At 72.3% G+C, this 26989-nt stretch carries 23 protein-coding genes; 15 read left to right on the forward strand and 8 right to left on the reverse strand.

The window, feature by feature from the left end:
• Positions 1-14 precede the first annotated feature (14 nt).
• Positions 15-881, forward strand: coding sequence for an acyl-CoA thioesterase II (locus tag K7G59_RS08950; protein ID WP_225831956.1), 867 nt, complete (start codon positions 15-17; stop codon positions 879-881).
• A gap of 300 nt (positions 882-1181) precedes the next feature.
• Positions 1182-1589: a hypothetical protein gene (locus K7G59_RS08955; RefSeq protein ID WP_225831958.1), complete on the forward strand. Its 408-nt coding sequence runs from the start codon at positions 1182-1184 to the stop codon at positions 1587-1589.
• A gap of 91 nt (positions 1590-1680) precedes the next feature.
• Here K7G59_RS08955 and K7G59_RS08960 read toward each other — a convergent pair whose 3' ends face one another.
• Positions 1681-2469: a phosphatase gene (locus K7G59_RS08960; RefSeq protein WP_225831960.1), complete on the reverse strand. Its 789-nt coding sequence runs from the start codon at positions 2467-2469 to the stop codon at positions 1681-1683.
• Between the two features lie 77 nt (positions 2470-2546).
• Positions 2547-4118 (reverse strand): PucR family transcriptional regulator, encoded by a 1572-nt coding sequence (locus tag K7G59_RS08965; RefSeq protein WP_225831963.1) that lies wholly within the window; start codon positions 4116-4118, stop codon positions 2547-2549.
• 118 nt (positions 4119-4236) lie between these two features.
• On the opposite strand from K7G59_RS08965, the gene speB reads away from it, so the two are divergent.
• Positions 4237-5205, forward strand: coding sequence for an agmatinase (gene speB / locus K7G59_RS08970; RefSeq protein ID WP_225831964.1), 969 nt, complete (start codon positions 4237-4239; stop codon positions 5203-5205).
• A gap of 23 nt (positions 5206-5228) precedes the next feature.
• Positions 5229-6920 carry a thiamine pyrophosphate-binding protein gene (locus K7G59_RS08975; protein ID WP_225831966.1) on the forward strand — a complete coding sequence of 564 codons (1692 nt, stop codon included), beginning with the start codon at positions 5229-5231 and terminating at the stop codon, positions 6918-6920.
• Position 6921: 1 nt separating this feature from the next.
• On the opposite strand, the gene K7G59_RS08980 is transcribed toward K7G59_RS08975, so the two are convergent.
• The gene (locus K7G59_RS08980) at positions 6922-7515 is read right to left on the reverse strand and encodes a hypothetical protein (RefSeq protein ID WP_225831968.1); all 594 of its coding nucleotides are present in this window, start codon (positions 7513-7515) and stop codon (positions 6922-6924) included.
• Between the two features lie 225 nt (positions 7516-7740).
• Here K7G59_RS08980 and K7G59_RS08985 point away from each other — a divergent pair, with 225 nt between their 5' ends.
• From K7G59_RS08985 to K7G59_RS09000, 4 genes are all read left to right on the forward strand, one after another.
• On the forward strand, positions 7741-8670 hold the full coding sequence (locus tag K7G59_RS08985; RefSeq protein ID WP_225831970.1) for a serine hydrolase: 930 nt from the start codon (positions 7741-7743) through the stop codon (positions 8668-8670).
• 56 nt (positions 8671-8726) lie between these two features.
• Positions 8727-9773 carry an esterase-like activity of phytase family protein gene (locus K7G59_RS08990; RefSeq protein ID WP_225831972.1) on the forward strand — a complete coding sequence of 349 codons (1047 nt, stop codon included), beginning with the start codon at positions 8727-8729 and terminating at the stop codon, positions 9771-9773.
• 89 nt (positions 9774-9862) lie between these two features.
• Complete coding sequence (locus K7G59_RS08995; RefSeq protein WP_225831974.1) at positions 9863-13600, forward strand: ABC transporter ATP-binding protein; 3738 nt, start codon at positions 9863-9865, stop codon at positions 13598-13600.
• 113 nt (positions 13601-13713) lie between these two features.
• Complete coding sequence (locus K7G59_RS09000) at positions 13714-14103, forward strand: hypothetical protein (RefSeq protein ID WP_225831976.1); 390 nt, start codon at positions 13714-13716, stop codon at positions 14101-14103.
• On the opposite strand, the gene K7G59_RS09005 is transcribed toward K7G59_RS09000, so the two are convergent.
• Complete coding sequence (locus tag K7G59_RS09005) at positions 14078-15976, reverse strand: glycoside hydrolase family 3 protein (RefSeq protein ID WP_225831978.1); 1899 nt, start codon at positions 15974-15976, stop codon at positions 14078-14080. The two genes, K7G59_RS09000 and K7G59_RS09005, sit on opposite strands and share 26 nt — an antisense overlap.
• Positions 15977-16132: 156 nt before the next feature.
• Here K7G59_RS09005 and aroA point away from each other — a divergent pair, with 156 nt between their 5' ends.
• Positions 16133-17380 (forward strand): 3-phosphoshikimate 1-carboxyvinyltransferase, encoded by a 1248-nt coding sequence (gene aroA, locus K7G59_RS09010; protein ID WP_225831980.1) that lies wholly within the window; start codon positions 16133-16135, stop codon positions 17378-17380.
• A gap of 12 nt (positions 17381-17392) precedes the next feature.
• Here aroA and K7G59_RS09015 read toward each other — a convergent pair whose 3' ends face one another.
• The 3 genes from K7G59_RS09015 to K7G59_RS09025 form a co-directional block, all read right to left on the reverse strand.
• Complete coding sequence (locus K7G59_RS09015; RefSeq protein WP_225831982.1) at positions 17393-18631, reverse strand: MFS transporter; 1239 nt, start codon at positions 18629-18631, stop codon at positions 17393-17395.
• Between the two features lie 156 nt (positions 18632-18787).
• Positions 18788-19588 (reverse strand): sugar phosphate isomerase/epimerase, encoded by an 801-nt coding sequence (locus tag K7G59_RS09020; protein ID WP_225831984.1) that lies wholly within the window; start codon positions 19586-19588, stop codon positions 18788-18790.
• A 130-nt stretch (positions 19589-19718) separates the two neighbouring features.
• The gene (locus K7G59_RS09025) at positions 19719-20765 is read right to left on the reverse strand and encodes a LacI family DNA-binding transcriptional regulator (protein ID WP_225831985.1); all 1047 of its coding nucleotides are present in this window, start codon (positions 20763-20765) and stop codon (positions 19719-19721) included.
• A gap of 141 nt (positions 20766-20906) precedes the next feature.
• On the opposite strand from K7G59_RS09025, the gene K7G59_RS09030 reads away from it, so the two are divergent.
• From K7G59_RS09030 to K7G59_RS09045, 4 genes are all read left to right on the forward strand, one after another.
• Positions 20907-21134, forward strand: coding sequence for a DUF993 family protein (locus K7G59_RS09030; protein WP_374114202.1), 228 nt, complete (start codon positions 20907-20909; stop codon positions 21132-21134).
• Positions 21131-21973 carry a sugar phosphate isomerase/epimerase gene (locus K7G59_RS09035; RefSeq protein ID WP_225831987.1) on the forward strand — a complete coding sequence of 281 codons (843 nt, stop codon included), beginning with the start codon at positions 21131-21133 and terminating at the stop codon, positions 21971-21973. Before K7G59_RS09030 ends, K7G59_RS09035 begins: the two co-directional genes overlap by 4 nt.
• A gap of 4 nt (positions 21974-21977) precedes the next feature.
• Positions 21978-22502 carry a hypothetical protein gene (locus K7G59_RS09040; protein ID WP_225831989.1) on the forward strand — a complete coding sequence of 175 codons (525 nt, stop codon included), beginning with the start codon at positions 21978-21980 and terminating at the stop codon, positions 22500-22502.
• A gap of 200 nt (positions 22503-22702) precedes the next feature.
• Positions 22703-22981 (forward strand): hypothetical protein, encoded by a 279-nt coding sequence (locus K7G59_RS09045; protein ID WP_225831991.1) that lies wholly within the window; start codon positions 22703-22705, stop codon positions 22979-22981.
• A gap of 37 nt (positions 22982-23018) precedes the next feature.
• On the opposite strand, the gene K7G59_RS09050 is transcribed toward K7G59_RS09045, so the two are convergent.
• Positions 23019-23864 (reverse strand): NAD(P)H-binding protein, encoded by an 846-nt coding sequence (locus K7G59_RS09050; RefSeq protein ID WP_225831993.1) that lies wholly within the window; start codon positions 23862-23864, stop codon positions 23019-23021.
• A gap of 89 nt (positions 23865-23953) precedes the next feature.
• On the opposite strand from K7G59_RS09050, the gene K7G59_RS09055 reads away from it, so the two are divergent.
• A complete protein-coding gene (locus K7G59_RS09055) occupies positions 23954-24556 on the forward strand; it encodes a TetR/AcrR family transcriptional regulator (protein WP_225831995.1) in 603 nt (200 codons plus the stop codon).
• Between the two features lie 90 nt (positions 24557-24646).
• Positions 24647-26926, forward strand: a complete 2280-nt coding sequence (locus tag K7G59_RS09060; RefSeq protein ID WP_225831997.1) for an ATP-dependent RecD-like DNA helicase — start codon at positions 24647-24649, stop codon at positions 26924-26926.
• Positions 26927-26989: the final 63 nt, after the last annotated feature.

A 26989-nucleotide genomic window follows, 5' to 3' on the forward strand; every position in this document is an offset into this window, starting at 1 on the left:
TACGACCACCCGCCATGACCCAGGCACTCCAGGAACTCCTCGATCTGCTCGACCTGGAGCAGATCGAGGAGAACATCTTCCGCGGCCAGTCCCGCGCCACCATCGTCCCGCGCGTCTTCGGCGGGCAGGTCGCGGCGCAGGCGCTGGTCGCCGCCGGGCGGACGGCCCCCGCGGACCGGCCCGCCCACTCTCTGCACGCCTACTTCCTGCGCCCCGGCGATCCGGGCGTGCCCATCGTCTACACCGTCGACCGCATCCGGGACGGACGCTCCTTCACCACCCGTCGCGTGGTCGCCGTCCAGCACGGCAAGCCGATCTTCCACCTCTCGGCGTCCTTCCAGGCGCACGAGGAGGGGCTGGATCACCAGGCGCCGATGCCGGCCGCCCCCGACCCGGCGAGCCTGCCCACCTCCCAGGAGCGGATGCGCGGCTACGCCCATCTCCCCCCCGAGATCGTGGAGAGGGTCCTGGAGAGCCGCCAGGCGATCGACCTGCGGTACGTGGACGAGCCGCCGTACGGGCAGTTCGGGGAGCCGCGCGAGCCGCACTCCCAGGTGTGGTTCCGCACCGACGGCAAGCTCGACGACGACCCCCTCCAGCACGTCGTCCTCGCCACCTACGTCTCGGACATGACCCTCCTCGACTCCGTGCTGCTCGCGCACGGGCGCGGCGGATGGACCGTGGGGGACGTGGTCGGGGCGTCCCTGGACCACGCGATGTGGTTCCACCGCCCGTTCCGCGCCGACGAATGGCTCCTCTACGACCAGGAGTCGCCGTCCGCGCACGGCGGCCGGGGCCTGGGCCAGGCCCGCATCTACACCCAGGACGGGCAGCTCGCCATCACGGTCATCCAGGAGGGCGTGGTCCGCGTCCCCCGGTGATCCGCCGTCCGAGGTGGCCGACTGGCATCCGGGGGACTAGGCTCGTTGAGTGAAGGCCGCAGCGCACGGAAAGCCCGGCCGACGAGGCTCCCGGACTCCGGGCCCTCAGCCCCAGCCCCCGGTCGCAACCGCGTTCGGGAGGACTGAAGGCGTCGGCGGAACACTGTGCCATCTACAGGCTGCGGTGACACCTGAAGACCGCGCCGCTCCTTCCCCGTCTCCATTTGGAAGGCGGCGTCGGCCATCCACCTCGTGACCTTCCTCCGGAAGGCGCGAGAGACGATGGAAAGGGCATTTCATATGCGATCACAGCGCATCAGGCGCCTCGTCGCGATGTCCGCTGCCGGTCTTGTGATGGCCGGTGGAGCCGCGATCGGCACGGCGGGCACCGCGTCGGCGGCCCCGGCGAACCACCCCAGCAACTACAGCTACTGCTACGACCACGGTCGGCACGGCTGGCGTTGGTGGTGGGACGACGACGACTGCGACTACTACGGCGGCCATCACCACCGGTACTACGGCGGGTACTACGACCACGGCTACGGCGGGTATTACGACCACGGCTACGGCGGGTACTACGACCACGGCTACGGCGGCTACAACTACTACGGCGGCGGGTACGGAGGTGACCACGGCGGTTACGGCGGCTACGGCGGTGACCATGGCGGTTACGGCGGTGGCGGCTACGGCGGTTACGGAGGCAGGTGAGGTCGACTGAGCCGACCGCAACCTGAACCGAATCACGATGTGCGGCCCCTGCCGGGCCGCACATCGCATTGCGGGGCGCGTCAGGGGTGATTCAGGCCAGGCCCGCCTCCGCCAGCAGGTACGCCGTCATCGGGTCGTAGTAGCGGGGGCTGATCACATGGTCGTCGAGCGGCACCACCACCTGCACGGTCCCCTCCGACTCGGCGAGGAACAGCGCCGGGTCGTTGCAGTCGGCGTACCCCACCGAGTCCAGGCCGTGCTGCCCCGCGTACCCGGCCCAGCCGTGGTCGGCGACCACCAGGTCCGGCAGGGGACGCCCCTCGTGCTCGAGTCCCGTGAGGATGGCCCGCATCGGCTCGCCCGAGTGGGTGTGCCACAGCGTCGCCCCGTGCTCGAGGACGGCCACGTCCGCGAACTGCATGACGTATCCCTCGCTCGTCTGCAGCCCGTCCGGGATGACGACGATCTCGCAGCCGGCGGCGCGCAGCGCGGCGGCCGTGGCCCGGTGCACGTCCAGCAGCCCGCCCGGGTGGCCGGTGGCGAACAGCACCCGCTGCCGTCCGGCAGCCGCCTTGCGCAGCCGGGCCGCCATCCGGTCCAGCGCGTCCACGGTCAGCTCGGGATCGATGGTGTCCTGCCCGTACCGGTACTCCGGATCGTCGTTGACGCCCACCCGCTCGGCCATGACCGCGAGCACGTCCTGCTCGTCCGCCCAGCGGTCGCCCAGCTCCAGACCGAACCAGTAGTTGCGGTCGCCGTTGGCCAGCCTGCGGTAGTGGGAGAGGTTGTTCTCGCGGGGCGTGGCGACGTCCCCCGCGATACGGGTCCTCACCAGGTGGTCGACGAGCTGGGCGCGGCTGGGTGTCCCGGGTATCGGCATGCCTCCCATTGTGGGGCAGCGGCCGTTGCGCGTCCCTCGCATATCGCAGCCTGGGACGCGGCTCACGCCCCCGTACGTCACCGCTGACGCAGCGCGAACCACAGCTCCATGCGTACGTCCATGTCGTCCAAGTCGGCGTCCAGCAGCGCCGCGCAGCGGGCGATCCGCTGTCGCACGGTGTTGCGGTGTACGCCCAGCGCCACCGCCGTACGGTCCCAACTGCCGTGCAGCGAGAGCCAGGTGCGCAGGGTCTCGGCCAGCTCGGGCCGGCCGAGCAGCGGCCCGAGCAGCGCACGGGCGTGCGCCTCGGCCTCCTGACACGGCACCAACTCCGCGAGCCCGCGCCGGTGGTCGTGGCGTACCAGGGGCGTGCGGGTGGCACGGGCGCGGGCCAGGGCCCGTGCCGCCTGGGTGTCGGCGGCAGGCCACTCACGCGGGTCGGTGGCGGCGCTGACCCCGAGGGTCCAGCCGGGCTGCGGGGCGGGTTCCCGCCCGGCAGGCACCAGTACCCGTACGACGTCGTGCCCCAGGTCGACCAGCGCAGAGCCGAGCGCGGCGCCCAGCGCCGAGGCGGCGACGGCGTCCGGCGGCTGGGCCTCGCGCCGCGCGTGCACGACGAGCCACCGGCCCTCGCCGAGCAGCGGCGCGACCGACTCCGGCGCCGCGCCCAGCAACAGCCGCACCAGCGCGGAGGACCGCGCCGCGCCGGTGCCGCTGTGCTGCTCGCCGGTGAGCAGGGTGAGCAGCACGGCGGCGACGGAGGCGATGGTGTGGTCCCCCGGCTCCCGGCGTCCGGCGGCGACCCCGAGCACGAAGCCCTCGCCGGCGCCCAGGGCGTAGGCGGCGAGGTGGGTCTCGCCGAGGGTGTCGGTGGCGGAGGCAGGGGCGGGGCGGGGGGCCCCGGCACCGGTGCTGCCGTGCTGCGGGCCGCTCGGGCCGGGACGGTGGCCGTCCTGCGGGGTGCGGCCCGTCGCCGGTGCCGGCCGGTCCGGTCGCACCACGTCCGCCAGGGCCGCCAGGGCCTCGCCGGCCCCCTGCGCGGGCTCTCGTCCCGCTGCCGCGATCTCGGTGCCGTCGGGGCCGTAGAGCACGGCCCGGCCGCTCAGCCGCTGGGCCAGCCGGCGCAGTACGGAGGGGACCGGATCCGGTTGGGCGGCGGCGGAGGCGAGGCTCTGCTGGGCCTGCGTGACCCGGCGCAGCTCGGCCGTGCGGGCCTGGGCCATCAGCTGCCAGACGGCGCGGGCCACCCCGGAGAAGGTGGTCCGGGGCGGGACCTCCAGCAGCGGCAGTCCGTGCGCCTCGCAGGCGTCGACCAGGGCGCGGGGGACCGTGTCGTACACGGGCGCGACGCCGAAGCCGAGGGCCGCGCCACCGGCCGCGACGATCCGCGAGACGTAGTCGTCGAAGTAGCCGGGGCAGGCGCCCGAGACCGCGTCCTCGGGGATGTGGACCCCGGCCGTGAGCAGCAGCTCGCCGCCCAGCAGATACGGGTACGGGTCGGCCATCTCCGAGGCGTGCGCCCAGTGGACGGCGATGTCCGGGTCGGTGGGGCCCGCGAGCCGGCGCAGGGCGAGATCCTCGCGGGCAAGCAGCGCCGAGAGCGGGACCGGTGGGGTCGGTGGGACAGCTGGGGTGATCGTTTCCGGCATGGTGTGCGTTCCCTCCATCCCGTACCTCCCGAATGGATGAAACGTACACTTCGCGGTCGTGTCGCGGCCACTTAGTGTCGAGAGTGGTCACCCGCGTGAGAAGGAAGGTTTTCGCACCATGAACGGCAACGAGACGCCCCGCGGCCCCGTCGACTCCTCCCGCGTCCCGCGGTACGCCGGCCCCGCGACCTTTGCCCGGCTGCCCCGCCTGGACGAGGTCGGCACCGCCGACGTCGCCGTGATCGGCGTGCCGTTCGACTCCGGTGTCTCGTACCGGCCGGGCGCCCGCTTCGGCGGCAACGCCATCCGCGAGGCGTCCCGGCTGCTGCGCCCCTACAACCCGGCGCAGGACGCCTCCCCCTTCGCGCTCGCGCAGGTGGCCGACGGCGGCGACATCGCCGTGAACCCCTTCAACATCAACGAGGCGGTCGAGACCGTCGAGGCCGCCGCCGACGACCTCCTCGGCACCGGCGCCCGCCTGATGACCCTGGGCGGCGACCACACCATCGCCCTGCCGCTGCTGCGCTCGGTGGCGAAGAAGCACGGCCCGGTGGCCCTGCTCCACTTCGACGCCCACCTGGACACCTGGGACACGTACTTCGGCGCCGAGTACACCCACGGCACCCCGTTCCGCCGCGCGGTCGAGGAGGGCATCCTCGACACCTCTGCGCTGTCCCACGTCGGCACCCGCGGCCCGCTGTACGGCAAGCAGGACCTGACGGACGACGAGAAGATGGGCTTCGGCATCGTCACCTCCGCCGACATCTACCGCCGCGGCGCCGACGAGGTCGCCGACCAGCTCCGCCAGCGCATCGGCGACCGCCCGCTCTACATCTCCATCGACATCGACTGCCTCGACCCGGCCCACGCGCCCGGCACCGGCACGCCCGAGGCGGGCGGCATGACCTCCCGCGAGCTGCTGGAGATCCTGCGCGGCCTGGCGTCGTGCAACCTGGTCTCCGCGGACGTCGTGGAGGTGGCCCCGGCCTACGACCACGCCGAGATCACCTCGGTCGCGGCTTCCCACACGGCATACGAACTGACCACCATCATGAGCCGCCAGATCGCGGCGGCCCGCACCGCCTGACGCTCCCGAGGACAGGCCGAGCAGTGACGCACGACCACGACCAGGTGCTCCGTCCGACGCCCGCGCGGACGCAGGCCGCGCTCGGCCCTGCGCGGACCGGTGCGGACCTGGTCGTGGAGACCCTGGCCGGACTGGGTGCCACGACGGTCTTCGGTCTGCCCGGCCAGCATGCGCTGGGCATGTTCGACGTCCTGCACCGCTCGTCACTGCGTTACGTCGGCCTCCGGGTGGAGAACAACGCGGGCTTCGCGGCGGACGCGTACGGCCGCATCACGGGCGAGGCGGCGCCGCTGCTGCTGTCGACGGGCCCGGGGGCGCTGACGTCCCTGGCCGCGCTCCAGGAGGCGGCAGCCGCCTCGGCCCCCGTCCTGGCGATCAGCAGCCAGATCCCGACGGCGGGCCTGGACGGTGGCCGGCACGGCTATCTCCACGAACTCCCGGACCAGGCGGCCTCGTTCCGCCGGGTGGTCAAGTCGGTCCGCACGGTCCGCGCCCAGTCCCAGATCCCCTCGGCGATCGCGGAGGCCTGGAAGTCGGCGCTGACGGCTCCGCACGGACCGGTATGGGTGGAGATCCCGCAGGACGTGTTGCTCGCCGAGACGGGCCTGCCGGTGGTGACGGCACCGGACGCGACCCCCGACGACCTGCTTCCGCGCCCCGAACTGACGGCCCTGGCGGCGCGCCTGCTGTCGGACGCCGCCCGCCCGGCGGTGATCGCGGGCGGCGGAGTCGTCCGCTCGGACGCGTCGGGAAAGCTCCGGCAACTGGCCGAGAAGCTGAACGCGCCGGTGGTGACGACCTTCGGCGGCAAGGGTGCGTTCCCCTGGGAACACCCCCTCTCCCTCCAGTCCTGGCTGGAGGACCGCCACACCACTGACTTCCTGGAGGACGCGGACGTACTCCTGGTGGTGGGCTCGGGACTGGGTGAACTCTCCTCCAACTACCACACGTTCAAGCCGCGCGGCCGACTGGTCCAGATCGAGGCGGACCTCGGCAAACTGGAGTCCAACCACCCGGCCCTGGGCATCCACGCGGACGCCCGCCCGGCCCTCCAGGCCCTGCTGGAGGCAGTGGAACCGAGGCAGGACGACCGGGCCCCCGAGCGGGTGCGGGACCTGCTGTCGAAGGTGTCGGCGCGCATAGCCTCCCAGGAACTGACCCTCGAACAGGACCTGTTGGCCTCGATCCGCCGAGCCCTCCCGTCCGCCTCTCCCTCCTTCTGGGACATGACGATCCTGGCGTACTGGGCCTGGTCGGCCTTCGACGCGCAGGGCCCCAACACCATGCACTCGGCGCAGGGCGCGGGCGGTCTCGGTTACGCCTTCCCGGCGGCACTCGGCGCGGCGGTCGCGGACCCGGCCCGCCCGGTCCTCGCCGTCTCCGGCGACGGCGGAGCCCTCTACTCCATCGCCGAACTGGCGACGGCGAGGCAGCACGACCTGAACGTCACCTGGCTGATCGTCGACGACGGCGGCTACGGCATCCTCCGCGAGTACATGACGGACGCCTTCGGCCGGACCATGGCAGCAGCAACAGAACTGACCGGCCCCGACTACGTGGCCCTGGCCCGGTCCTTCGGCGTCCCCGGCGTCCGTACGACCCCCGAGTCCCTGGAGGCGGACCTGACGAGGGCACTGTCGACCCCGGGCCCCTCGGTGGTCGTACTCCCGGCGGTCCTGCGGATGTTCGCGCCCACGCACCTGGACCGAGGCTGACTCACCCGGCAGCGGTGGTGAGGCTCGCCATCGTGTGGCCGGTGGTGTCCGTGACGGTGATGCTGTGGACGAAGTTGTGCTTGCCGTTGTTGTTCTTCGGTCCGCTGGGCAGCGGGCTGGTGGCGTACCAGGCGCCCCAGCCGGGCTGCCCGGCCAGCCGGACGATGTGTCCGGTCACCGTGCCCTTGTCGGTGACGACCTTCACGCCGGCCGCGTCGCCCTTGCCGTGGCAGATCCCGGACAGGAAGTAGCGTCCCTGGACGGGTTCGGCCTGCAGGCTCACGTCGGGATGGCTCATGTCCAGGTTGCCGTCGGCGGTGCTGCGGAACTGGTCGGCCTGGGTGGGCGTGGACCAGTGCTTGCCGTCCTCGGTCAGCCACAGCTGGACCTGCGGCATGACCTGCACGCGTTCGCCGGGCGCCACCACCCGCACCGGCGCAGCCGGCTTGGCAGCGCGGGCCGAGGTGGGTGCCCCGGCCTTGGCTGCGGTGGCGGCCGCGGTCCTGGCCGGGGTGAAGGCCTGCGCCATCGTGGGCACCCCCACCACCGCCGCCGCGACCGCGGCGGCCGCCACATACTTCTTGATCCGTGTCATGGACGAAACTCCTTGCGGATTGGGTCGGACAAGGGGGAGGGCGCCTCTCCGCCCTCCTGAACCCCCTCCGCCGCGAACCCGGATGACACAGACCGCAGAATTTCTTCCCGGCCGCCGACCTGCGCACTCGAAGCAGCGTGCAACCATCGGCCGGCGTGGCGAGTCAAGGGAGGCGGCTGCGCGCCTTGTGCAGCCGTGTCGTCTCACCAGGGACGGGGAAACTCCATGACTCGCCACACGTCCCGGCGGGCCCGGGTGCTCGGTGCCGGGCTTGCCGCCGCGGTCTTCGTACCGTCCGTGGCCGCCGCCACCCCGGCCGCCGCGGCCACGCCGACCGTCAGTTGTACGTCCGCCAAGGCGGGCCTCGCCGCCAAGTTGCAGAAGGACATCACCGCCGCACTCGCCAACCGCAGGGGCACCGTAGCCGTCGGTGTCTACGACCGGGTCACGAAGACCACGTGCACCCTGCGGTCCACCTACTCCTACGACTCCGCCAGCGTCGTCAAGGTCACCGTCCTCGCCACGCTGCTGTGGGACGCGAAGAAGCACAACCGGTACCTGACCGACCGTGAGGTCACCCTCACCCGCGCCATGATCACACAGTCGGACAACAGCGCGACCACCACGCTGTGGAAGCAGCTCGGGCTGACGAAGATCAAGGGCTTCCTGGCCGCCGCCGGGATGACGCGGACCGTGCCGGGCGCGAACGGCTACTGGGGTCTGACCCAGATCAACGTCACCGACGAGCAGAAGCTGCTCAAGCTGATCACCGCCAGGAACACCGTCCTGAGCGACAACTCCCGCGCGTACACCCTGAAGCTGATGAGCCAGGTCATCTCCTCGCAGCGCTGGGGCACGCCCGCGGGGGCGCCGTCCACCGTGACCGTGCACGTCAAGAACGGCTGGCTGCCGCGCGCCACGCACGGCTGGCGGGTGCACAGCGTCGGCACCTTCAACGGCAACGGCCACGACTACATGATGACCGTGCTCACCTGGGACAACAGCACCATGGACTACGGCGTCAACACCATCCAGGCCGTGGCGAAGGTCATCCACAAGGACCTCGTCCCGACCACGTCCACCGCCACCGCCCTGCGCTACACGCCGACGCTCACGCCGACCGAGGCGATCCCCCCGGTGCCCAGGGGCGGCTGACCACCTTTCACGAAGACGGCCCCTGGCCGTCACCGGTCCGCACTACGGTGACGGCCATGCGCCTGAGAACCCAACTCGCCCTCCTCACCGCCGGCCTGGCGGCGGTCACCAGTCTCGCTGCCGCCGGGCCCGCCACAGCCGATGCCGGCGCGGACCGTTCCAGCGCCGGCCAGGCCTGTTCGCCCACCGTCGCCATCGACCGCTTCTCCGACGCGCTCGACAAGACGACGTACGACGGCACCTTCGTCGGCAACTTCTCCGCGCTCGCGGTGGACCGGGACGGCTCGCTCGCCGCGCTGGAGGACCGGTCGTCCCTCTTCAGCCTGGACCCGGCGACCCTGCAGCCGAAGTCGGCCCTCCACCTCGCCGACGAGCAGGGCGCCGACCTCGACTCGGAGGGACTGGTCGTCGACCGCGACGGCACCTGGCTGATCAGCTCCGAGACCGAGCCGTCCGTGCGGCGTTACTCGCGGGACGGAAGGATCCTCGACCGGCTCCCGGTGCCCTCCTCCCTGCTCGTCGCCCCGGCCGGCCGCGCCCTCGGCAACAAGACCTTCGAGGGCCTGACCCTGCTGCCCGGCGGGCACACCCTGCTGGCGTCCATGGAGTACTCGATCGCGGGGGACAGCGCGGGCATCGTCCGCTTCCAGACCTGGGAGCGCACCGAGGACAACCACTTCCGGCTCTCCGCCCAGTACGCCTACCGCACCGACACCCCCTTCCTCGGCGTCCCGGAGGTCCAGGCCACCCCCGACGGCCGCCTCCTCGTCCTGGAGCGCGGATTCACCCAGGGCGTCGGCAACACCGTCCGCCTCTACCTGGCCGACCTCCGCCACGCCACGGACACCAGCGGCATCGAGAACCTGACCGGGCAGCCGGACGTCCAGCTGATCCGCAAGACCCGCCTCGCCGACATCGCCGACTGCCCCAGCCTGGGAGCGACCGCCCGGCAGCCCCAGCCCAACCCGCTGCTGGACAACATCGAGGGCATGACGATCACGGGCCGTGACCACACCGGTCGCCTGCGGGTCCTGCTGGTGAGCGACGACAACCAGAACCAGGCGCAGACGACCCGGTTCTACTACCTCCGGGTGCGCGTCTGACCGTGCGGTCGTTTGTTGCAGAGGGATGAAATCCGGTCCCCTGGGCGTTGGTGCCTTCCGGCAGAGCAGGACCGACGGAAGGCACCAGCGTGGCAGCGCAACGGGGATGGGCACGGAGACTGGCGGGATACGCCTGGCGATATCCGAAGGACGTCGTCCTCGCTCTCGGCTCCTCCCTCGGCGGCATGGCCGTCATGGCCGTCGTACCGCTGATCACCAAGGTGATCATCGACGATGTGATCGGCCACCACAGCCGCGCGATGGGCCCCTGGGCCGGCGCCCTGATCGCCGCCGCCGTCCTCGTGTACGCGTTCACCTACATCCGCCGCTACTACGGCGGCCGTCTCGCCCTCGACGTCCAGCACGACCTGCGGACCGAGATGTACGGCACGATCACCCGGCTCGACGGCCGCCGCCAGGACGAGCTGTCCACCGGCCAGGTCGTCGGCCGGGCCACCAGCGACCTCCAGCTGATCCAGGGTCTGCTGTTCATGCTCCCGATGACCATCGGGAACGTCCTGCTCTTCCTCATCTCCCTGGCGATCATGGCGTGGCTGTCGGTGCCGCTCACCCTGGTCGCCCTCGCCGTCGCCCCCGCTCTCGGCTGGATAGCCAGGCGCAGCCGCAGCAAACTGCACCCCGCCACCTGGTACGCGCAGGCCCAGGCCGCCGCCGTGGCCGGTGTGGTCGACGGCGCCGTGAGCGGCGTCCGCGTGGTGAAGGGGTTCGGGCAGGAGGACCAGGAGACCGGCAAGCTCCGGGCGGTCAGCCGGCGGCTCTTCGCCGGGCGGCTGCGCACCATACGCCTGAACAGCACCTACACCCCGGCCCTGCAGGCCGTCCCCGCGCTCGGCCAGGTGGCCATGCTGGCGCTCGGCGGCTGGCTGGCGGTGCGCGGGCACATCACGCTCGGCACCTTCGTCGCCTTCTCCACTTATCTCGCCCAGCTGGTCGGTCCGGTCCGCATGCTGGCGATGGTCCTCACGGTCGGCCAGCAGGCCCGCGCCGGCACCGAGCGTGTCCTGGAGCTGATCGACACGGAGCCGACCATGAAGGACGGCACCAGGACGCTGCCCGCCGACGCCCCCGCCACCGTCGAGTTCGACGACGTGTCCTTCGGCTACGACCACGAGCGGCCCGTGCTGGAGGGGCTCAGCTTCCGGATCCGGCCCGGTGAGACCCTCGCCGTCGTCGGTTCCTCCGGCTCCGGCAAGTCCACGCTCTCCCTGCTCCTGCCGCGCTTCTACGACGTCACGCACGGCGCGGTCCTGGTCGGCGGGCACGACGTGCGCGAGCTGACCCTGGACTCGCTCAGGGCCGCGATCGGACTCGTCCCGGAGGACTCCTTCCTCTTCTCCGACACCGTCCGCGCCAACATCGCCTACGGCCGCCCGGACGCCACCCAGGAGGAGATCGAGGCCGCCGCCCGCGCCGCCCAGGCGGACCGGTTCATCACCGAGCTGCCCGAGGGCTACGACACCAAGGTCGGCGAGCACGGCCTGACCCTCTCCGGCGGCCAGCGCCAGCGCATGGCGCTCGCCCGCGCCCTGCTCACCGACCCGCGCCTGCTGGTCCTGGACGACGCCACCTCCGCCGTGGACGCCCGCGTGGAGCACGAGATCCACGAGGCCCTCAAGCACGTCATGGCGGGCCGCACCACCCTCCTGATCGCCCACCGCCGTTCCACCCTGAACCTGGCCGACCGCATCGCCGTCCTCGACGGGGGACGGCTCGCCGACCTCGGCACCCACGAGGAACTCCAGGAGCGCTCCGCCCTCTACCGCCGGCTGCTCACCGACCCCGACGAGCTGGGCGGCGTCTCCCCGGGCCACGCCCTGCCGCCCGCGCCGCAGGAGGACACCAGCGTCCGCGAGGAGCTGGACGCCGAGTTCGACGCCGAGCGCGGTCTCACCCCGCGGCTGTGGACCGGTGACCGCGAGGCCAAGAACGCCGAGGACCCGGCCCTTTCCGGCTCCCCGGCCACCCCGGAGCTGCTCGCCCAGGTCGCGGCGCTGCCCCCCGCCACCGACACCCCGGACATAGACGAGGCCGGCGCGGTCCGCCCCGAGGAGTCGTACGGCCTGCGGCGCCTGCTGGCCGGCTTCGGCCTGCCCCTTCTGCTCAGCCTGCTGCTGGTGGCGTTGGACGCGGGCGCCGGTCTGCTGCTGCCGGTGCTGATCCGGCACGGCATCGACCAGGGCGTCACCAGGATGGCGCTGGGTGCCGTGTGGGTGGCGTCCCTGCTGGGCCTGCTCACCGTGCTGGTGCAGTGGGCGGCCCAGATCGGCGAGACCCGGATGACCGGCCGTACCGGCGAACGCGTGCTGTACGCGCTGCGGCTGAAGATCTTCGCCCAGCTGCAGCGGCTCGGCCTCGACTACTACGAGCGCGAGCTGACCGGCCGGATCATGACCCGGATGACGACCGACGTGGACGCCCTGTCCACCTTCTTGCAGACCGGCCTGGTCACGGCGTTCGTCTCGGTCGTCACGTTCTTCGGCATCATGGTCGTGCTGCTGGTGATCGACGTACAGCTCGCCCTCGTCGTGTTCACCACCCTGCCGCCGCTGATCATTGCCACGGTCTTCTTCCGCCGGGCGAGCGTGAAGGCGTACGAACTCGCCCGTGAACGCGTGTCGTCGGTCAACGCCGATCTCCAGGAGTCGGTGGCCGGGCTCAGGATCGTGCAGGCCTTCCGGCGGGAACGGGACGGCGGGCTGCGGTTCGCCGAGCGCAGCGACAGCTACCGGCGCGCCCGCATCCGCGGCCAGTGGCTGATATCCGTCTACTTCCCGTTCGTGCAGCTGCTGTCCTCGGTGGCCGCGGCGTCCGTGCTGATCGTGGGCGCGCACCGGGTGCAGGCGGCCACGCTGACCACGGGTGCGCTGGTGGCTTACCTGCTCTACATCGATCTGTTCTTCGCGCCCGTCCAGCAGCTCTCCCAGGTCTTCGACGGCTACCAGCAGGCGACCGTCTCGCTGGGCCGCATACAGGAGCTGCTGCGCGAGCCGACGTCCACGAAGTCCGCCGAGGAGCCGCTGGACGTGCCGTCCCTGCGGGGCGACGTAGCCTTCGAGGGCGTGCGCTTCGCGTACGGCGCCGGCGACGAGGGCGAGGCGGCCCTGGGCGGCATAGACCTGCGGATCCCGGCCGGGCAGACGGTCGCCTTCGTCGGTGAGACCGGCGCCGGCAAGTCGACCCTGGTGAAGCTGGTGGCCCGGTTCTACGACCCCACCGCGGGACGGGTCACCGTCGACGGCAGGGACCTGCGCACCCTGGACCTGACCGCCTACCGCCACCGCCTCGGCGTCGTCCCGCAGGAGGCATACCTCTTCCCGGGCACGATCCGCGACGCGATCGCCTACGGCCGCCCCGAGGCCACCGACGCCGAGGTCGAGGCGGCGGCGCGGGCGGTGGGCGCGCACGAGATGATCGCCAGGCTCGACGGCGGCTATCTGCACGAGGTCGCCGAGCGCGGCCGTAACCTCTCGGCCGGCCAGCGACAGCTGATCGCCCTCGCCCGCGCCGAACTCGTGAACCCGGACATCCTGCTGCTGGACGAGGCGACGGCCGCCCTGGACCTGGCCACCGAGGCCCAGGTCAACCAGGCCACCGACCGTCTCGCGGGCCGCCGCACGACGCTGGTGGTCGCCCACCGGCTCACCACCGCGGCCCGCGCCGACCGGGTGGTGGTGATGGACCACGGCCGGATCGCCGAGGACGGCAGCCATGCGGAACTCCTGGCCCGGGGCGGCCGGTACGCCGAGCTGTGGCGGACGTTCATCGGCCAGTCGGAACCGGAGGAGACGGTCGGCGCCGTCCGCTGACCGTCTCTCGCCGCCCTGTGACGGTCGTGCAACCATGCGGCACACCCGTGCGTCCGTACATCAGTACGTGAGTACGGGACGACGAGCATTGGCCGTGTGACGGGGAGGACTCAGTGGACAGTGGTGCGATACGCCGGCGCCTGGCGCTCGGCGCGGCCGTGCTGGCCGCGTCCGGCGCGCTCGCCCTCGCGGTGCCGGGAAGCGCTCAGGCGGCGGACAGTTCCTGCACCGGACGCCAGGTGCGGACCCTGCCGTTCAGGACGGGTGTCGTGCACGTCTACAAGCATGACGGCTACGTCTGTGCCATGACCGTCACCGACAAGCCGGGCGTGACCCGCTGGATGATGGTCAGCGTGCAGGCCCGCGGCAACCGGGCGGTCGTGGACAAGGGGTACTTCAAGTACCACGCCGGCCCGGTCACCGTGCACGCCGGACACCGCTGCGTATGGATCAAGGGCGCGGTGGGGAGCGACTCGGTCAACTCCGACTGGATCCTGTGCTGACGCCGGAGCCTGTGCCGCCGTACGTCAGCCCGTGCCCGATCGGGTACAGCACCCGTGTCGGATCGTCCGCCCGCTGCACCGGAACCGGCAGCCGGCCGCTCGGCGCCACCTGCCCGGCGATCACGCGTGCCGCGGCACGCAGCTCCGTGTCGGTCCAGGAGTAGGTCGCCAGGTAGCCCTTGACCGCGGTGAGCTGGGCCACGTCGTAGGGATTGCGGACGGCGACCGCCACGACCGGGCGGCCGGTGGCGAGCAGGCGCTCCACGAGGGTCTTCTGGGTGCTGCTCGCCGTCACGTTGTACGTCCCGACGACCACCGCATCCGCGTTCTGCGCCGCCGCCACCGCCTTGTCGATGGTGGCGGCGGAGGGCGCGGTGCCGGTGGACAGCGCGGTGGCGGTGAAGCCCAGCTCGGTGAGGGCGGCGGCGAGCACGCCGGTGGGCGGGCCGGTGGTGCCGGACGGGGAGGCCGGGTCGGCGCCGACCACGAGGATCCGGCGCTCGATGCGCCGGTCGAGCGGGAGGATGCCGCCCTCGTTGACGATGAGGGTCGTCGTCCGCTCGGCGATGCGGTCGGCGGTGTCCAGATGCTCCTGGGTGCCCACCATGCGGTCGACGCCGGCCGCGGTGACGTACGGACGCTCGAACAGCCCGCGCCGGGCCTTCAGCCGCAGGATCCGCAGGACCGATTCATCGAGCCGTGCCTCGGTCAGCTCACCCTGCTGGACCGCCTTGAGGACCGCGTGCCAGGCCACGTCGATCGACGGCGGGTTGAGCAGCTGGTCCGCCCCCGCCTTGAGCGCGAGCACCGGCACCCGGTCGTCGCCGTACTTCGTGCGCACGCCCTCCATGCCGAGGGAGTCGGTCACCACGACCCCGTCGTAACCGAGTTCGCCCCGCAGGATGCCCGTCAGGATCGGGTGGGAGAGGGTGGCCGGGTCGCCGGAGGCGTCGAGCGCCGGGAACTGGATGTGCGCCGTCATGATCGCGTCGATGCCCGCCGCGATCGCGGCCCGGAACGGCACCGCGTCCAGCTGTTCCCACAGCGCCCTGCTGTGCGTGATGACCGGGAAGCCGGTGTGACTGTCCACGGCGGTGTCGCCGTGCCCGGGGAAGTGCTTGGCGGTCGCCGCGACCCCGGCGGCCTGATACCCCTTCACCTCGGCCGCGACCAGCCGGGCCACCGCGTTCGGGTCCGCCCCGAACGACCGTACGCCGATGACCGGGTTGGCCGGGTTGACGTTCACGTCGGCGTCGGGGGAGTAGTCCTGGTTGATGCCCATCGCGCGCAGCTCGGCGCCGGAGATCCGGCCCAGGGTGCGCGCGTCCGCCCGGGAGCCGCCGGCACCGATCGCCATCGCGCCCGGGAACAGCGTGGCCGGCTTGCCCACCCGGCACACTATGCCGTGCTCCTGGTCGGTGGTGATCAGCACCGGCAGGCCGCGGGGCTGCTGCAGGGAGGCCCGCTGGATCCCGTTCGACAGGTCCGCGATCTGGTGGGGGTCGCGGGTGTTGTGCGCCCAGGTGAAGTAGATGATCCCGCCGACCCGGTACTTCGCGACCAGCTCGGCGGCCGTGCGGACGCCGATCTCCTTGAGGTTGGCGTCGATGTCGGCCTGGTCGGGGGCGGTGGCGGAGTCGCCGTAGACCCGCATCACGAAGAGCTGGCCGACCTTTTCCTCCAGCGTCATACCGGAGATGAGGGCACGCAGCCCGCTGTCGTCCGCGGGGTCGGCGGCGCGGGCGGCCGTCGGTACGGTCAGGGCGGCGGTCAGACCCGCGGTCGCGGCGAGGACGGCCCGTCTGGAGGGCCGGGGGGTGTGGGTGGTGCTTCCCGTGCTGTTTCCCGTGCTTTCCGTGCTGCTGTCGTGCACGTGCGCTCCTTCCGGAGGAGAACCGCTGAAGGAAACTTGCGAAGTGTCACCAATATCCGGGAAGTTTCTTTCCGTCAAGGGCGGGCGCGCCGGTGGTGACCGTCCAGCCCCTGGACAGCCGTGCCCGGTCCGCGGGCGAGCGGGGATCATGGGGCCATGCCCGCAGTCGAGATCCCCGGTTCCAAGTCGATCACCGCTCGCGCGCTCTTCCTCGCGGCAGCCGCCGACGGTGTCAGCACCCTCGTACGGCCCCTGTCCTCCGACGACACGGAGGGCTTCGCCGAGGGCCTGGTCCGGCTCGGCTACCGGGTGGGCCGTACCCCGGACGCCTGGCAGGTGGACGGCCGCCCGCAGGGCCCGGCGGCCGGCGAGGCCGACGTCTACTGCCGCGACGGCGCCACCACCGCCCGCTTCCTGCCCACCCTGGCCGCCGCCGGCCACGGCACCTACCGCTTCGACGCCTCCCCGCAGATGCGCCGCCGCCCCCTCGGCCCCCTCACCCGGGCCCTGCGCGACCTGGGCGTGGACCTGCGGCACGAGGAGGCCGAGGGCCACCACCCGCTGACCGTGCGCGCGGCCGGCGTCGAGGGCGGCGAGGTCGTGCTGGACGCCGGCCAGTCCTCCCAGTACCTGACCGCGCTGCTGCTGCTCGGCCCGCTGACCCGCACGGGCCTGCGGATACGGGTGACCGACCTGGTGTCGGTGCCGTACGTGGAGATCACTCTCGCGATGATGCGGGCGTTCGGCGTGGACGTCGTCCGCGACGGCGATGTCTTCGAGGTGCCGCCGGGTGGCTACCGGGCCACCACCTACGCGGTGGAGCCGGACGCCTCGACCGCGAGTTACTTCTTCGCAGCCGCCGCCGTCACGCCGGGCCGCGAGGTGACCGTGCCCGGCCTCGGGGCGGGGGCGCTCCAGGGCGACCTGGGGTTCGTCGAGGTGCTGCGGCGGATGGGCGCCGAGGTGGAGACCGCCGAGGACCGGACCACCGTGCGCGGCACGGGAGTCCTGCGCGGCCTCACCGTCAACATGCGGGACATCTCCGACACCATGCCGACGCTCGCCGCGATGGCGCCGTTCGCCTCCGGGCCCGTCCGTATCGAGGACGTGGCCAACACGCGGGTGAAGGAGTGCGACCGGCTGGAGGCCTGCGCGGAGAACCTCCGGCGGCTCGGCGTGGACGTGGCGACCGGCCCGGACTGGATCGAGATCCGGCCCGGCGCGCCGGTGCCGGGAGCCGGCATCAAGACGTACGGCGACCACCGCATCGTGATGTCCTTCGCGGTCACCGGGCTGCGGGTGCCGGGGCTGTCCTTCGACGATCCCGGGTGCGTACGCAAGACGTTCCCCGGCTTCCACGAGGCGTTCGGGGCGGCCTTCCGGGAGCCGGGCGCGGCCGGCTGACCGGGTCGCCCCTCACCCCGCGTCCGCAGCCGCGGCCCCTTCCCGCAGCTGCGGCGTCGATCCGGCCACCGCCGCCACCGCCAGCACGCACAGCAGACCGCCCGTGATCAGGGAGGTCGTGCCGGAGGTCCAGCGGGCGACGAGGCCGCCGCGCACGTTGCCGACGCTGGGTCCGGCGCGGGCGACGATCGCCTCGGCGGCCGAGACCCGGCCGAGCAGTGCGTCGGGGGTGTGGGTCTGCACGATCGTGGCGCGGGAGACGACCGAGACGGCGTCCGCCGCCCCGGCGACCACGAGCAGGCCGAGCCCGGCCCACGGGCTGCGGACCAGCCCGAACAGGACCAGGGCCGCGCCCCAGGTGGCGGACGTGCACAGCATCACCGGGCCTGGCCGGCCGAGCCGGGTCAGTGACCCGGACAGGGTGGACGCCAGCACGCCGCCCACCGCCATCGCCGACAGGAACAGGCCGAGCGTGCGCGGGGAGTCCCCGAAACGCTCGGCGTTGACCAGCGGGAAGACGCTGACCGGGAACGACAGCACGGTGGCGGCGAGGTCGGTGACCAGCGCGCCCCGCACCACCCGGTGCCCGGCCAGGAACCGCAGCCCGTCCAGCACCCCCTGCAGACCCGCCCGCGACGACTCGCCCTCCGGCGGCAGCGCGGGCAGCCCGAAGGCGCCGTAGAAGGCGAAACCGAAACTGAGGGCGTCCAGCAGGTAGACGGTGCCGATGCCGAGCCAGCCCAGCAGCACACCGGCCAGGGCGGGGCCGAGCAGCATCATCGACTGCCCGGTGGCCTGTTGCAGGGCCAGCCCGGCGGCCACCTGCCCCTTGGGCAGCAGCCGCGGGACGAAGACCCCGGCGGCCGGGTGGCCCAGCGCGCCGAAGGCCGACTGCACGGCGACGAGGGCGAGGACCCCCACCACCGGGACGTGCCCGGTGAAGCCCTGCACGGCGAGCAGCGCGGAGCAGACCGCCTGGCCGACGGTGGCCACGAGGAAGACCTGCCGCCGGTCGGCCCGGTCCACCCACACCCCGGCGAAGAGCCCGAACATCGCGAGCGGCACCGCGTCCGCCAGCCCGACGGCGCCGGTCCAGACGGTGCTGTGGGTCATGTCCCACACCTGGTACATGACCGTCACGAAGGTCATGAACCCGCCGAGCAGGGACACGGTCCGGCCGATCAGCAGCCGCCGGAAGACGGGCGAGGTGCGCAGCGGCCGTACGTCGATGAGGGAGCGGGTCAGGCTCATGAGCGGGGGCGGGCGGCGCGGAGCGCGGGCGGCGTGATCACCGGGGGAGGCTAACGGGGGGACGGCGGCCCGGCCACCGAATTACGACGGCACCGCCCCGTGAACTCCTTCCCGAGCGGCTGCTCCAGCCACTGCCCTGGCTCGGCTCCGGGCTGCCTATGCCGCCTCCCCCAGCAGCCGGACGAGATGGTCCCGGCCCGCGTCCAGCAGGCCGGGGAGCGGGGCGGCGGACTCGTACCAGCGCTTCTCGTACTCCCAGCACAGCCAGCCGTCCCAGCCGTGCCGGCACAGGACGTCCACGCACTCGGTGAGCGGGAGGACGCCCGCGCCGAGCGGCAGCGGAGTGGTGTCCTCGGCCGAGGAGATGTCCTTGACCTGCACGTATCCCAGATGCGGTGCGAGGGCCGCATAGGTCTCGGCGGGCTGCTCGCCGCCCAGCCAGGTGTGCATGACGTCCCACAGCGCGCCGGCGTTGTGGTGGCCGACCGGGCCCAGGACACGGATCGCGTCGGCGCCGGTGCGGTGCGAGTCGTGAGTCTCCAGCAGGATGCGGACGCCGAGCGCGGCGGCGTCCTCGGCGGCGGTGCCCAGGCGCCGGGCGGCGACGCCGTCGGACTCCGCGCGGGGCCGGTCGGGGTCGGCGCCGGGGAAGACCCGGACGAAGGGAGCGCCCAGGTCGTGGGCCAGTCGCAGGAGCCGGCGGATCTCCTCCAGAACGGCCCCGTCCTCACCCGGCGCGGCGATGCGCGCGTACCCGGCGAGGGCCAGCACCTCGACCCCGGCCGCCCGGAACGCGTCGGCGGTCTCCGCCCGCTCGCCGGGGGAGAGGCCGGGGTGCACCGGCTCCTCCGGATGGGCGCGCAGCTCCACACCGTGGTAGTGGTGCGCGGTGGCGAGCGCCAGGACGTCCGGGACGGGCAGGCCGGGGACACCGAGGGTGGAGAACGCCAGCTTCATACTCCGGACCATACGCCCACACCTGCTCGCCGACCGCCTGACGACATCGGCCGCCGCGGGTCCCGGGGCAGGGCACGACGCCCCCGCGCACGTCCCGGGGCCCGGGTGCTGTGCCCAGGCCGGGCCTGCTCTACGGCCGCGGCACCCCGGTGGATCCCCGGACCATCAGCTCCCCGCGCACCGTGGCGATGTCCCCCGGCGGCGGCTCCTCGCGCCCCATCGCGATGCGGCCCGCCCGCGCTCCCGCCTCCGCCAACGGCAGTCGCACCGTCGTGAGGGACGGCACCGCGTCGACGCTGAACGGCAGGTCGTCGAAGCCCGCCACCGACACGTCCTCCGGGATGCGCAGTCCCGACTCGCGCAGCGCGGCGCACACGCCGAGGGCGACGGAGTCGTTCGCGGCCAGCACCGCCGTCAGGGACGGGTCCCGGCGCAGCAGTTCCAGCGTGGCCTCGTACCCGCACCGGCGCTCGTAGCGGCCGTGCACGGTCCGGCGGGGGTCGTCCTCGATACCGGCCGCGGCCAGTGCCGCGCGGTGGCCCTCCAGGCGGTGCCGGGTGGTCGTACGCTCCTCCGGCCCCGCGATGTAGCCGAGCCGCCGGTGGCCGAGGCCGATCAGGTGCTCGGTCAGCTCACGGGCGCCGCCGCGGTGGTCGAAGGTCAGCGCGACCGACCGGGTGTCCGGCGCCGGCGGACGCCCGCACAGCACCACCCGGGTCCCGGCGTCCGTCAGCTTGCGCAGCTTCGCCGCCACGGCCTCCGCGTGCGACGCGTCCTCCAAGGCCCCGCCGGTCAGGACCACGGCCGCGGCGCGCTGCCGCTGCAGGAGGGTGAGGTACGTCAGCTCGCGTTCCGGCGACCCGCCGGTGTTGCAGACCACCGCCAGGCGTTCGCCGCCGGCCCGGCCGCCCGGGCCCCCTATCTCCCCCTGGACCGCGCTCGCCATGATTCCGAAGAAGGGGTCGGCGATGTCGTCGACGAGGATGCCGACCAGGTCGGAGGTGGCCGCCGCGAGCGAGCTCGCCGGGCCGTTGAGGACGTAGTCCAGCTCGTCGACCGCGCGCAGCACCCGCTCGCGCGTGGCGGCGGCCACCGGGTAGTTGCCGTTCAGCACGCGCGACACCGTCGCGGGGGAGACCTGGGCGCGGGCCGCCACATCCGCAAGGGTCACCGTCATCTCGTTCGTCCTCCGGTCGTGCTTCTTCGTCCTCATAACGCGTACGTCCTGGTAGACAGGCCGGACGCGGCCACGGTTCCGTGAGGTGGCGAGCAGACCATAAGGCCAACCGCCCCGGCTGTCGCGCCCTCGGAGAAGTTGATGTGGAACGGTCACCTCCCGCGGGTGCGTGCGCTGCTCTGGCCGCCACTTCTTCGGGCAGCCGACCCGCTTCTGCAGACGGGCGTGGTCTTCCTGGCCTGGCCGGCGGGCCACCCGTCACACTTCACGATGACCGGCGGGCTGCAGTCGGCCCGCTCCCTTCCGCACCTCGCCCGTGCCTACGAACGGATGAGGAACCTACTGTCGCTGTACGGGGTGAACCAATGAGTACGTCCGCAGACCTGTCCCGCTTCTCCATCAACCAGATGACGGTGAAACAGCTCTCGCTCCCCGAACTGGTGGAGACCTGCGTGCAGCTGGGAGTCCCCGGCGTCGGCCTGTGGCGGCAGCCCGTGCAGCGGTACGGCGTCGAGGCAGCCGCCCAGCTCGTACGCGACGCGGGCCTTACGGTGACGACGCTGTGCCGGGGAGGCTTCCTCACGGCGACGGACCCCGTCGAGCGGATGGAGGCGCTCGGCGACAACCACGCGGCGATCGAGGAGGCCGCCACGCTCGGCGCGGACACACTGGTCCTGGTCTGCGGCGGACTCCCTTTCGACAGCAGGGACCTGCACGGCGCCCGCGAGCGCGTCGCGGACGCGCTGTCCGTCCTCGCCCCGTACGCCGCCGAGTGGGGCGTACGCCTGGCCATCGAGGCCCTGCACCCCGTGTACGCGGCCGACCGTTCCGTGGTCTCCACCCTCGCCCAGGCCCTCGACCTCGCGGAACGCTTCCCCGCGGAGCAGGTCGGGGTCACCGTCGACACGTACCACGTCTGGTGGGACGACCAGGCCCCGGCCCAGATCGCCCGCGCGGGCGCGTCGGGCCGCCTCCATGCCGTCCAACTGGCCGACTGGACCACTGCGTTGCCGGAGGGCGTCCGCAACGGGCGCGGTCAGCTGGGGGACGGCGTGATCGACATGCGGGAGTGGCGGGGGTGCGTGGAAGCCGCCGGCTACACCGGTCTGATCGAAGTCGAGGTGTCCAACGAGGAGTTGTGGGCCCGTGATGGCCGCGAGGTGCTGGCGCAGACCGCTGAGCGCTTCATCGCACATGTGATCAAATGAGTGTATGACCGACACGATCACCTCGTTGGGCCCGCTGGAGCGGACCGACGGCCGCTGGGTGCTGGGGGACGTCCGGCGGACGGACGGCTTCTGGGCGGAGTTCCGCGAGGACGGGTTGCACCAGCACGAGCCGGGCACCGACGGGCAGCTGATTCCCTGGTCCAGGATCATGCTGGGCGTGCGCCTCACCCTGGGGACGAAGTACCCGTACCAGGGACACGGGTTCGGGTTGTCCGACATCCTGCCGGGTCCCCGGAAGGGGCGCGACAGCGGCTATCTGCACATGACCCTCCGCCACCCGTACGAGGACCGGATCCTCCGTTTCAGCTGCCACCCCCAGTCGTACCGTGCCACCGACGTACTGCTGCTCGAGGCGCTGCTGACGCAGGCCGTGCAGGAGCAGGAGGTGCACCGGCTCGCCGACGCGGACCGGGTGGGCCGCATGGTCGCCCACCTGGCTCCGCTGAGGGCCCGGACGACCGGGGCCGTCAGGAGGGCGGTGACCGAGGCGTGGCAGGCGGCGGCCTGAGCGTCAGCGCCCGAGGCGGCCCTCTTCGACGGCGGCCACGAACGACGCCCAGCCGACCACCGAGAAGACCTGCCACCGCCGACCCCATTCTGTGAGTGATTCGCCACAGAACGCAGTCACCGCAGGTGAGAAGGCAGGCTGACGCAGGCTGACGTGACAGATCTCCTCTCCCCGCCCGACGGGCTCCGTGTCCGACGGAGGTGATCGCGGGAAAACGCCTGCTGCCCTGGGCCGGTACGGAGGGCAAGCCCTGCTTTCTCGTGGGCGACGGCACGGGCTACGTCTCCCGTGTCGCGGAGCGGATCGAGAGCGTCCAGCTCGGGATGGCGGACGACCTTCTCCAGCACGCCGCCGAACTCCTCACGGAGCACCGCCTGACCGGCGAAGAGCTGCGCTGTCTCGTACAGCGGCTCACTGAGTCCCTGCGGGACGTCAAGCGGGTCGGGGAGAGCAGAGGTGCCCGGCTGCCGCGAGCGTGAAGGGCGCCCGTCCTCCTCGCGGAGCCGGCGCCCGCTCCTACCGGAAGGCGGCCAGGTTGCGGGCGACCCACGCACCGAACGACCTCGCCGGACGGCCGAGGACGCTCTCCATGTCGGGGCTGACCGCCTGCTCGGCCCGGAGCGGGACGCCGAGGATGTCCAGGGTCCCGCCGATGACCTCCTCGGGCATGAACTCCGCCATGTGGGCGTGGGCCTGCTCGCGCGACAGTTCCACGAAGGCGACGTCCTCGCCCAGGGCCTGGGAGATCACCGCCGCCTGCCGGCGGGGGCTGACGGCCTCGGGTCCGGTCAGGTCGTACGTACGGCCCGCATGCCCGTCCCCGCGCAGCGCGGCGGCAGCCGCGGCGGCGATGTCGGCCGGGTCGACGACGGGCAGGGCCACGTCACCGAACGGGGCGAAGACCGTGCGCCGGGTGCGGACGGACTCGGACCAGGCGAGGGCGTTGGAGGCGAACCCGCCGGGGCGCAGGATCGTGAAGCCCGCTCCGGACGCGCGCACGGCGGCCTCGTACTCGCGCAGGCGTGCGTGTGAAAAGGCCTGTGGCCGAGTGGAGTTGATCTGGGAGGAGAGCAGGACGATCCGCTTGACCCCGGCGTCCGTGGCGGCGTCGATCAGGGCGCCCGGACGTTCGCCGCGGCCGCTGAGTTCGCCGCCCAGCAGGATGAAGAAGGCGTCGGCACGCTCCAGGACCGGTCGCATGCCCGCGCTTTCCCCGACATCGGCCCGGGCGTGCCGGACCCCGGCCGGGAGCCCTTCGGGCCGCGGACGCCGCGAGACGGCCACGACGTCCTCGCCCGCCTCGGCCAGCAGCGGCACCAGGGTCCGCCCGATGTTGCCGGTAGCGCCTGTCACCACGATCACGATGTGCCCCCAAGTGAGTTAGTTGACTGACTTACTCGTTGCCCGGAACCGTAGCACGCCCCGTCCGGGCGCTGTCTATAGTGAGTCGGGTGACTGACTCAGCGAAGCCGCGGGCGCGGTCGACCGACAAGCGCCGACGGCTCACGGCCGCGGCGGCCAGGGTCCTGCACGAGCAGGGCGTCGAGCGCACCACCCTCGCCGACATCGCCCGCGAGGCCGATGTTCCCGTCGGAAACGTCTACTACTACTTCAAGACCAAGGACGAACTGGTCCTGGCGGCGCTCTCCGAGCACAGCGCCCACCTGGACGAATTCACCGGCCGGCTGGAGGAGTTGCCCGACCCCCGCGCCCGTCTCAAGGCCCTGGTCGAAGCCTGGGTCGACCAGCGTGAGGTCGCCGCCCGGCACGGCTGCCCCACCGGCACCCTGGCCGTCGAGCTCGACAAGCGCGCCGACGGCACCCTCGACACGGAGGCCGGCACGGTGATCCGGCGCCTGCTGGACTGGGCCGCACACCAGTTCCGCGCCCTCGGCCTGCCCGACCCGGACGACCTCGCCCTCACCCTGGTCTCCGGCTACCAGGGCATGTCACTCCTGGCCAACGCCCTGCGCGACCCGGACATCATGACCCGCGAGGGAGCCCGCCTCCTGCGCTGGCTCGATTCGCTGCGGGCCCCCGGCGAGCGGGCCTGACGGGAGCGGAACGGGACGGACGCCGGATCGCCATCCGACGGAGGCCGGCTGTCGGTCCGGACTGTCAGTCGGCCCCGGTACCGTCGGATCATGGCGCAACAGGCGGGGAACCCCACGGGCGAGCGGCGACTGGCCGTCCTCGAAGGCGTGCTCGAGCGGATCACGTACGCCAACGAGGAGAACGGCTACACGGTGGCCCGCGTCGACACCGGCAGAGGCGGCGGGGACCTCCTCACGGTGGTCGGCGCGCTGCTCGGCGCCCAGGTGGGGGAGTCGCTGCGCATGGAGGGGCGCTGGGGGTCGCATCCGCAGTACGGCAAGCAGTTCCACGTCGAGAACTACACGACCGTGCTGCCCGCCACCGTGCAGGGCATCCGGCGCTACCTGGGCTCGGGTCTGGTCAAGGGGATCGGGCCCGTCTTCGCCGACCGGATCACCCAGCACTTCGGGCTGGACACGCTCAGGATCATCGAGGAGGAGCCCAAGCGGCTCGTCGAGGTGCCGGGGCTGGGGCCCAAGCGGACCAAGAAGATCGCCGACGCCTGGGAGGAGCAGAAGGCGATCAAGGAAGTCATGCTCTTCCTTCAGACCGTCGAGGTGTCGACGTCCATCGCCGTCCGCATCTACAAGAAGTACGGTGACGCCTCGATCTCCGTCGTCAAAGACCACCCCTATCGCCTCGCCGCCGACGTCTGGGGCATCGGCTTCCTCACCGCCGACAAGATCGCGCAGTCGGTCGGCATCCCCCACGACAGCCCGGAGCGCGTGAAGGCCGGTCTGCAGTACGCGCTGTCCCAGTCCGCCGACCAGGGGCACTGCTACCTGCCCGAGGAGCGGCTCATCGCCGATGCGGTCAAGCTCCTCCAGGTCGACACCGGGCTGGTCATCGAGTGTCTCGCCGAGCTGGCCGAGCCGGGCGAGGACGGCGGGGAACCGGGTGTCGTACGGGAGAAGGTGCCGGGCCCGGAGGGCGGGGACGCGCAGGCCGTCACCGCCGTGTACCTGGTCCCCTTCCACCGTGCCGAGCTGTCCCTCTCCGCCCAGCTGCTGCGCCTGCTGCGCACCGGAGAAGAGCGGATGCCGGCCTTCCGGGACGTGGACTGGGGCAAGGCGTTCGGCTGGCTGCGCTCCCGTACCGGCGCCGACCTCGCCCCCGAGCAGGAGGCCGCCGTGAAGCTCGCGCTGACCGAGAAGGTCGCCGTGCTCACCGGCGGACCCGGCTGCGGCAAGTCCTTCACGGTCCGCTCGATCGTGGAGCTGGCCCGCGCGAAGCAGGCCACCGTGCTGCTCGCCGCGCCCACCGGCCGTGCCGCCAAGCGGCTGGCCGAGCTGACCGGCGCCGAGGCGTCCACCGTGCACCGGCTGCTGGAGCTGAAACCGGGGGGCGACGCCGCCTATGACCGGGACCGTCCGCTCGACGCCGACCTGGTGGTGGTGGACGAGGCCTCCATGCTCGACCTGCTGCTCGCCAACAAGCTGGTCAAGGCCGTGCCGCCGGGGGCCCACCTGCTGTTCGTCGGGGACGTGGACCAGCTGCCCAGCGTCGGAGCGGGCGAGGTGCTGCGGGACCTGCTCGCCGACGGCAGTCCGATCCCGTCGGTCCGGCTCACCCGGATCTTCCGGCAGGCCCAGCAGTCAGGTGTCGTCACCAACGCGCACCGCATCAACGCCGGGCAGCATCCGCTCACCGAAGGCATGAAGGACTTCTTCCTCTTCGTGGAGGACGACGCCGAGGCCGCCGGGCGGCTCACCGTGGACGTGGCCGCCCGGCGCATTCCGGCCAAGTTCGGGCTCGATCCGCGGCGGGACGTCCAGGTGCTCGCGCCCATGCACCGCGGCCCGGCCGGCGCCGGCACCCTCAACGGTCTGCTGCAGCAGGCCATCACGCCGGGGCGGCCCGACCTCCCGGAGAAGCGGTTCGGCGGCCGGGTCTTCCGTGTCGGCGACAAGGTGACGCAAATTCGCAACAATTACGACAAGGGGAACAACGGGGTCTTCAACGGCACCGTGGGCGTCGTCACCTCGCTCGATCCGGTCGACCAGCGTCTGACGGTGCTGACGGACGAAGACGAGGAGGTTCCGTATGAATTCGACGAACTGGACGAACTGGCGCACGCCTACGCGGTGACCATCCACCGTTCACAGGGAAGTGAATATCCCGCCGTGGTGATCCCCGTCACCACCGGGGCATGGATGATGCTCCAGCGGAACCTGCTGTACACGGCGGTCACCCGGGCCAAGCGGCTGGTCGTCCTCGTCGGTTCACGCAGAGCGATCGGTCAGGCGGTGCGCACGGTGTCGGCCGGACGCCGCGGTACGGCGCTGGACTTCAGACTCATCACGAAAAATGATCGATCAAATGAGTCGTAAAGGTCACAGAGGCCTTCCAGACGGGGAGACGACGGGGCAGGATGGGCAGGCTGGCGGCACTGA

Origin of the sequence: Streptomyces sp. NK08204, from assembly GCF_020400585.1 — a bacterium.
Lineage (GTDB): Bacteria > Actinomycetota > Actinomycetes > Streptomycetales > Streptomycetaceae > Streptomyces.

Excerpts from the sequence above, each read along its gene's own strand:
- K7G59_RS08950 (WP_225831956.1), top strand. The coding sequence starts at position 15 with ATGACCCAGGCACTCCAGGAACTCCTCGATCTGCTCGACCTGGAGCAG.
- K7G59_RS08955 (WP_225831958.1), top strand. The coding sequence starts at position 1,182 with ATGCGATCACAGCGCATCAGGCGCCTCGTCGCGATGTCCGCTGCCGGT.
- K7G59_RS08960 (WP_225831960.1), bottom strand. The coding sequence starts at position 2,469 with ATGCCGATACCCGGGACACCCAGCCGCGCCCAGCTCGTCGACCACCTG.
- K7G59_RS08965 (WP_225831963.1), bottom strand. The coding sequence starts at position 4,118 with ATGCCGGAAACGATCACCCCAGCTGTCCCACCGACCCCACCGGTCCCG.
- speB (WP_225831964.1), top strand. The coding sequence starts at position 4,237 with ATGAACGGCAACGAGACGCCCCGCGGCCCCGTCGACTCCTCCCGCGTC.
- K7G59_RS08980 (WP_225831968.1), bottom strand. The coding sequence starts at position 7,515 with ATGACACGGATCAAGAAGTATGTGGCGGCCGCCGCGGTCGCGGCGGCG.
- K7G59_RS08985 (WP_225831970.1), top strand. The coding sequence starts at position 7,741 with ATGACTCGCCACACGTCCCGGCGGGCCCGGGTGCTCGGTGCCGGGCTT.
- K7G59_RS08990 (WP_225831972.1), top strand. The coding sequence starts at position 8,727 with ATGCGCCTGAGAACCCAACTCGCCCTCCTCACCGCCGGCCTGGCGGCG.
- aroA (WP_225831980.1), top strand. The coding sequence starts at position 16,133 with ATGCCCGCAGTCGAGATCCCCGGTTCCAAGTCGATCACCGCTCGCGCG.
- K7G59_RS09015 (WP_225831982.1), bottom strand. The coding sequence starts at position 18,631 with ATGAGCCTGACCCGCTCCCTCATCGACGTACGGCCGCTGCGCACCTCG.
- K7G59_RS09020 (WP_225831984.1), bottom strand. The coding sequence starts at position 19,588 with ATGAAGCTGGCGTTCTCCACCCTCGGTGTCCCCGGCCTGCCCGTCCCG.
- K7G59_RS09025 (WP_225831985.1), bottom strand. The coding sequence starts at position 20,765 with ATGACGGTGACCCTTGCGGATGTGGCGGCCCGCGCCCAGGTCTCCCCC.
- K7G59_RS09030 (WP_374114202.1), top strand. The coding sequence starts at position 20,907 with ATGTGGAACGGTCACCTCCCGCGGGTGCGTGCGCTGCTCTGGCCGCCA.
- K7G59_RS09035 (WP_225831987.1), top strand. The coding sequence starts at position 21,131 with ATGAGTACGTCCGCAGACCTGTCCCGCTTCTCCATCAACCAGATGACG.
- K7G59_RS09040 (WP_225831989.1), top strand. The coding sequence starts at position 21,978 with ATGACCGACACGATCACCTCGTTGGGCCCGCTGGAGCGGACCGACGGC.
- K7G59_RS09060 (WP_225831997.1), top strand. The coding sequence starts at position 24,647 with ATGGCGCAACAGGCGGGGAACCCCACGGGCGAGCGGCGACTGGCCGTC.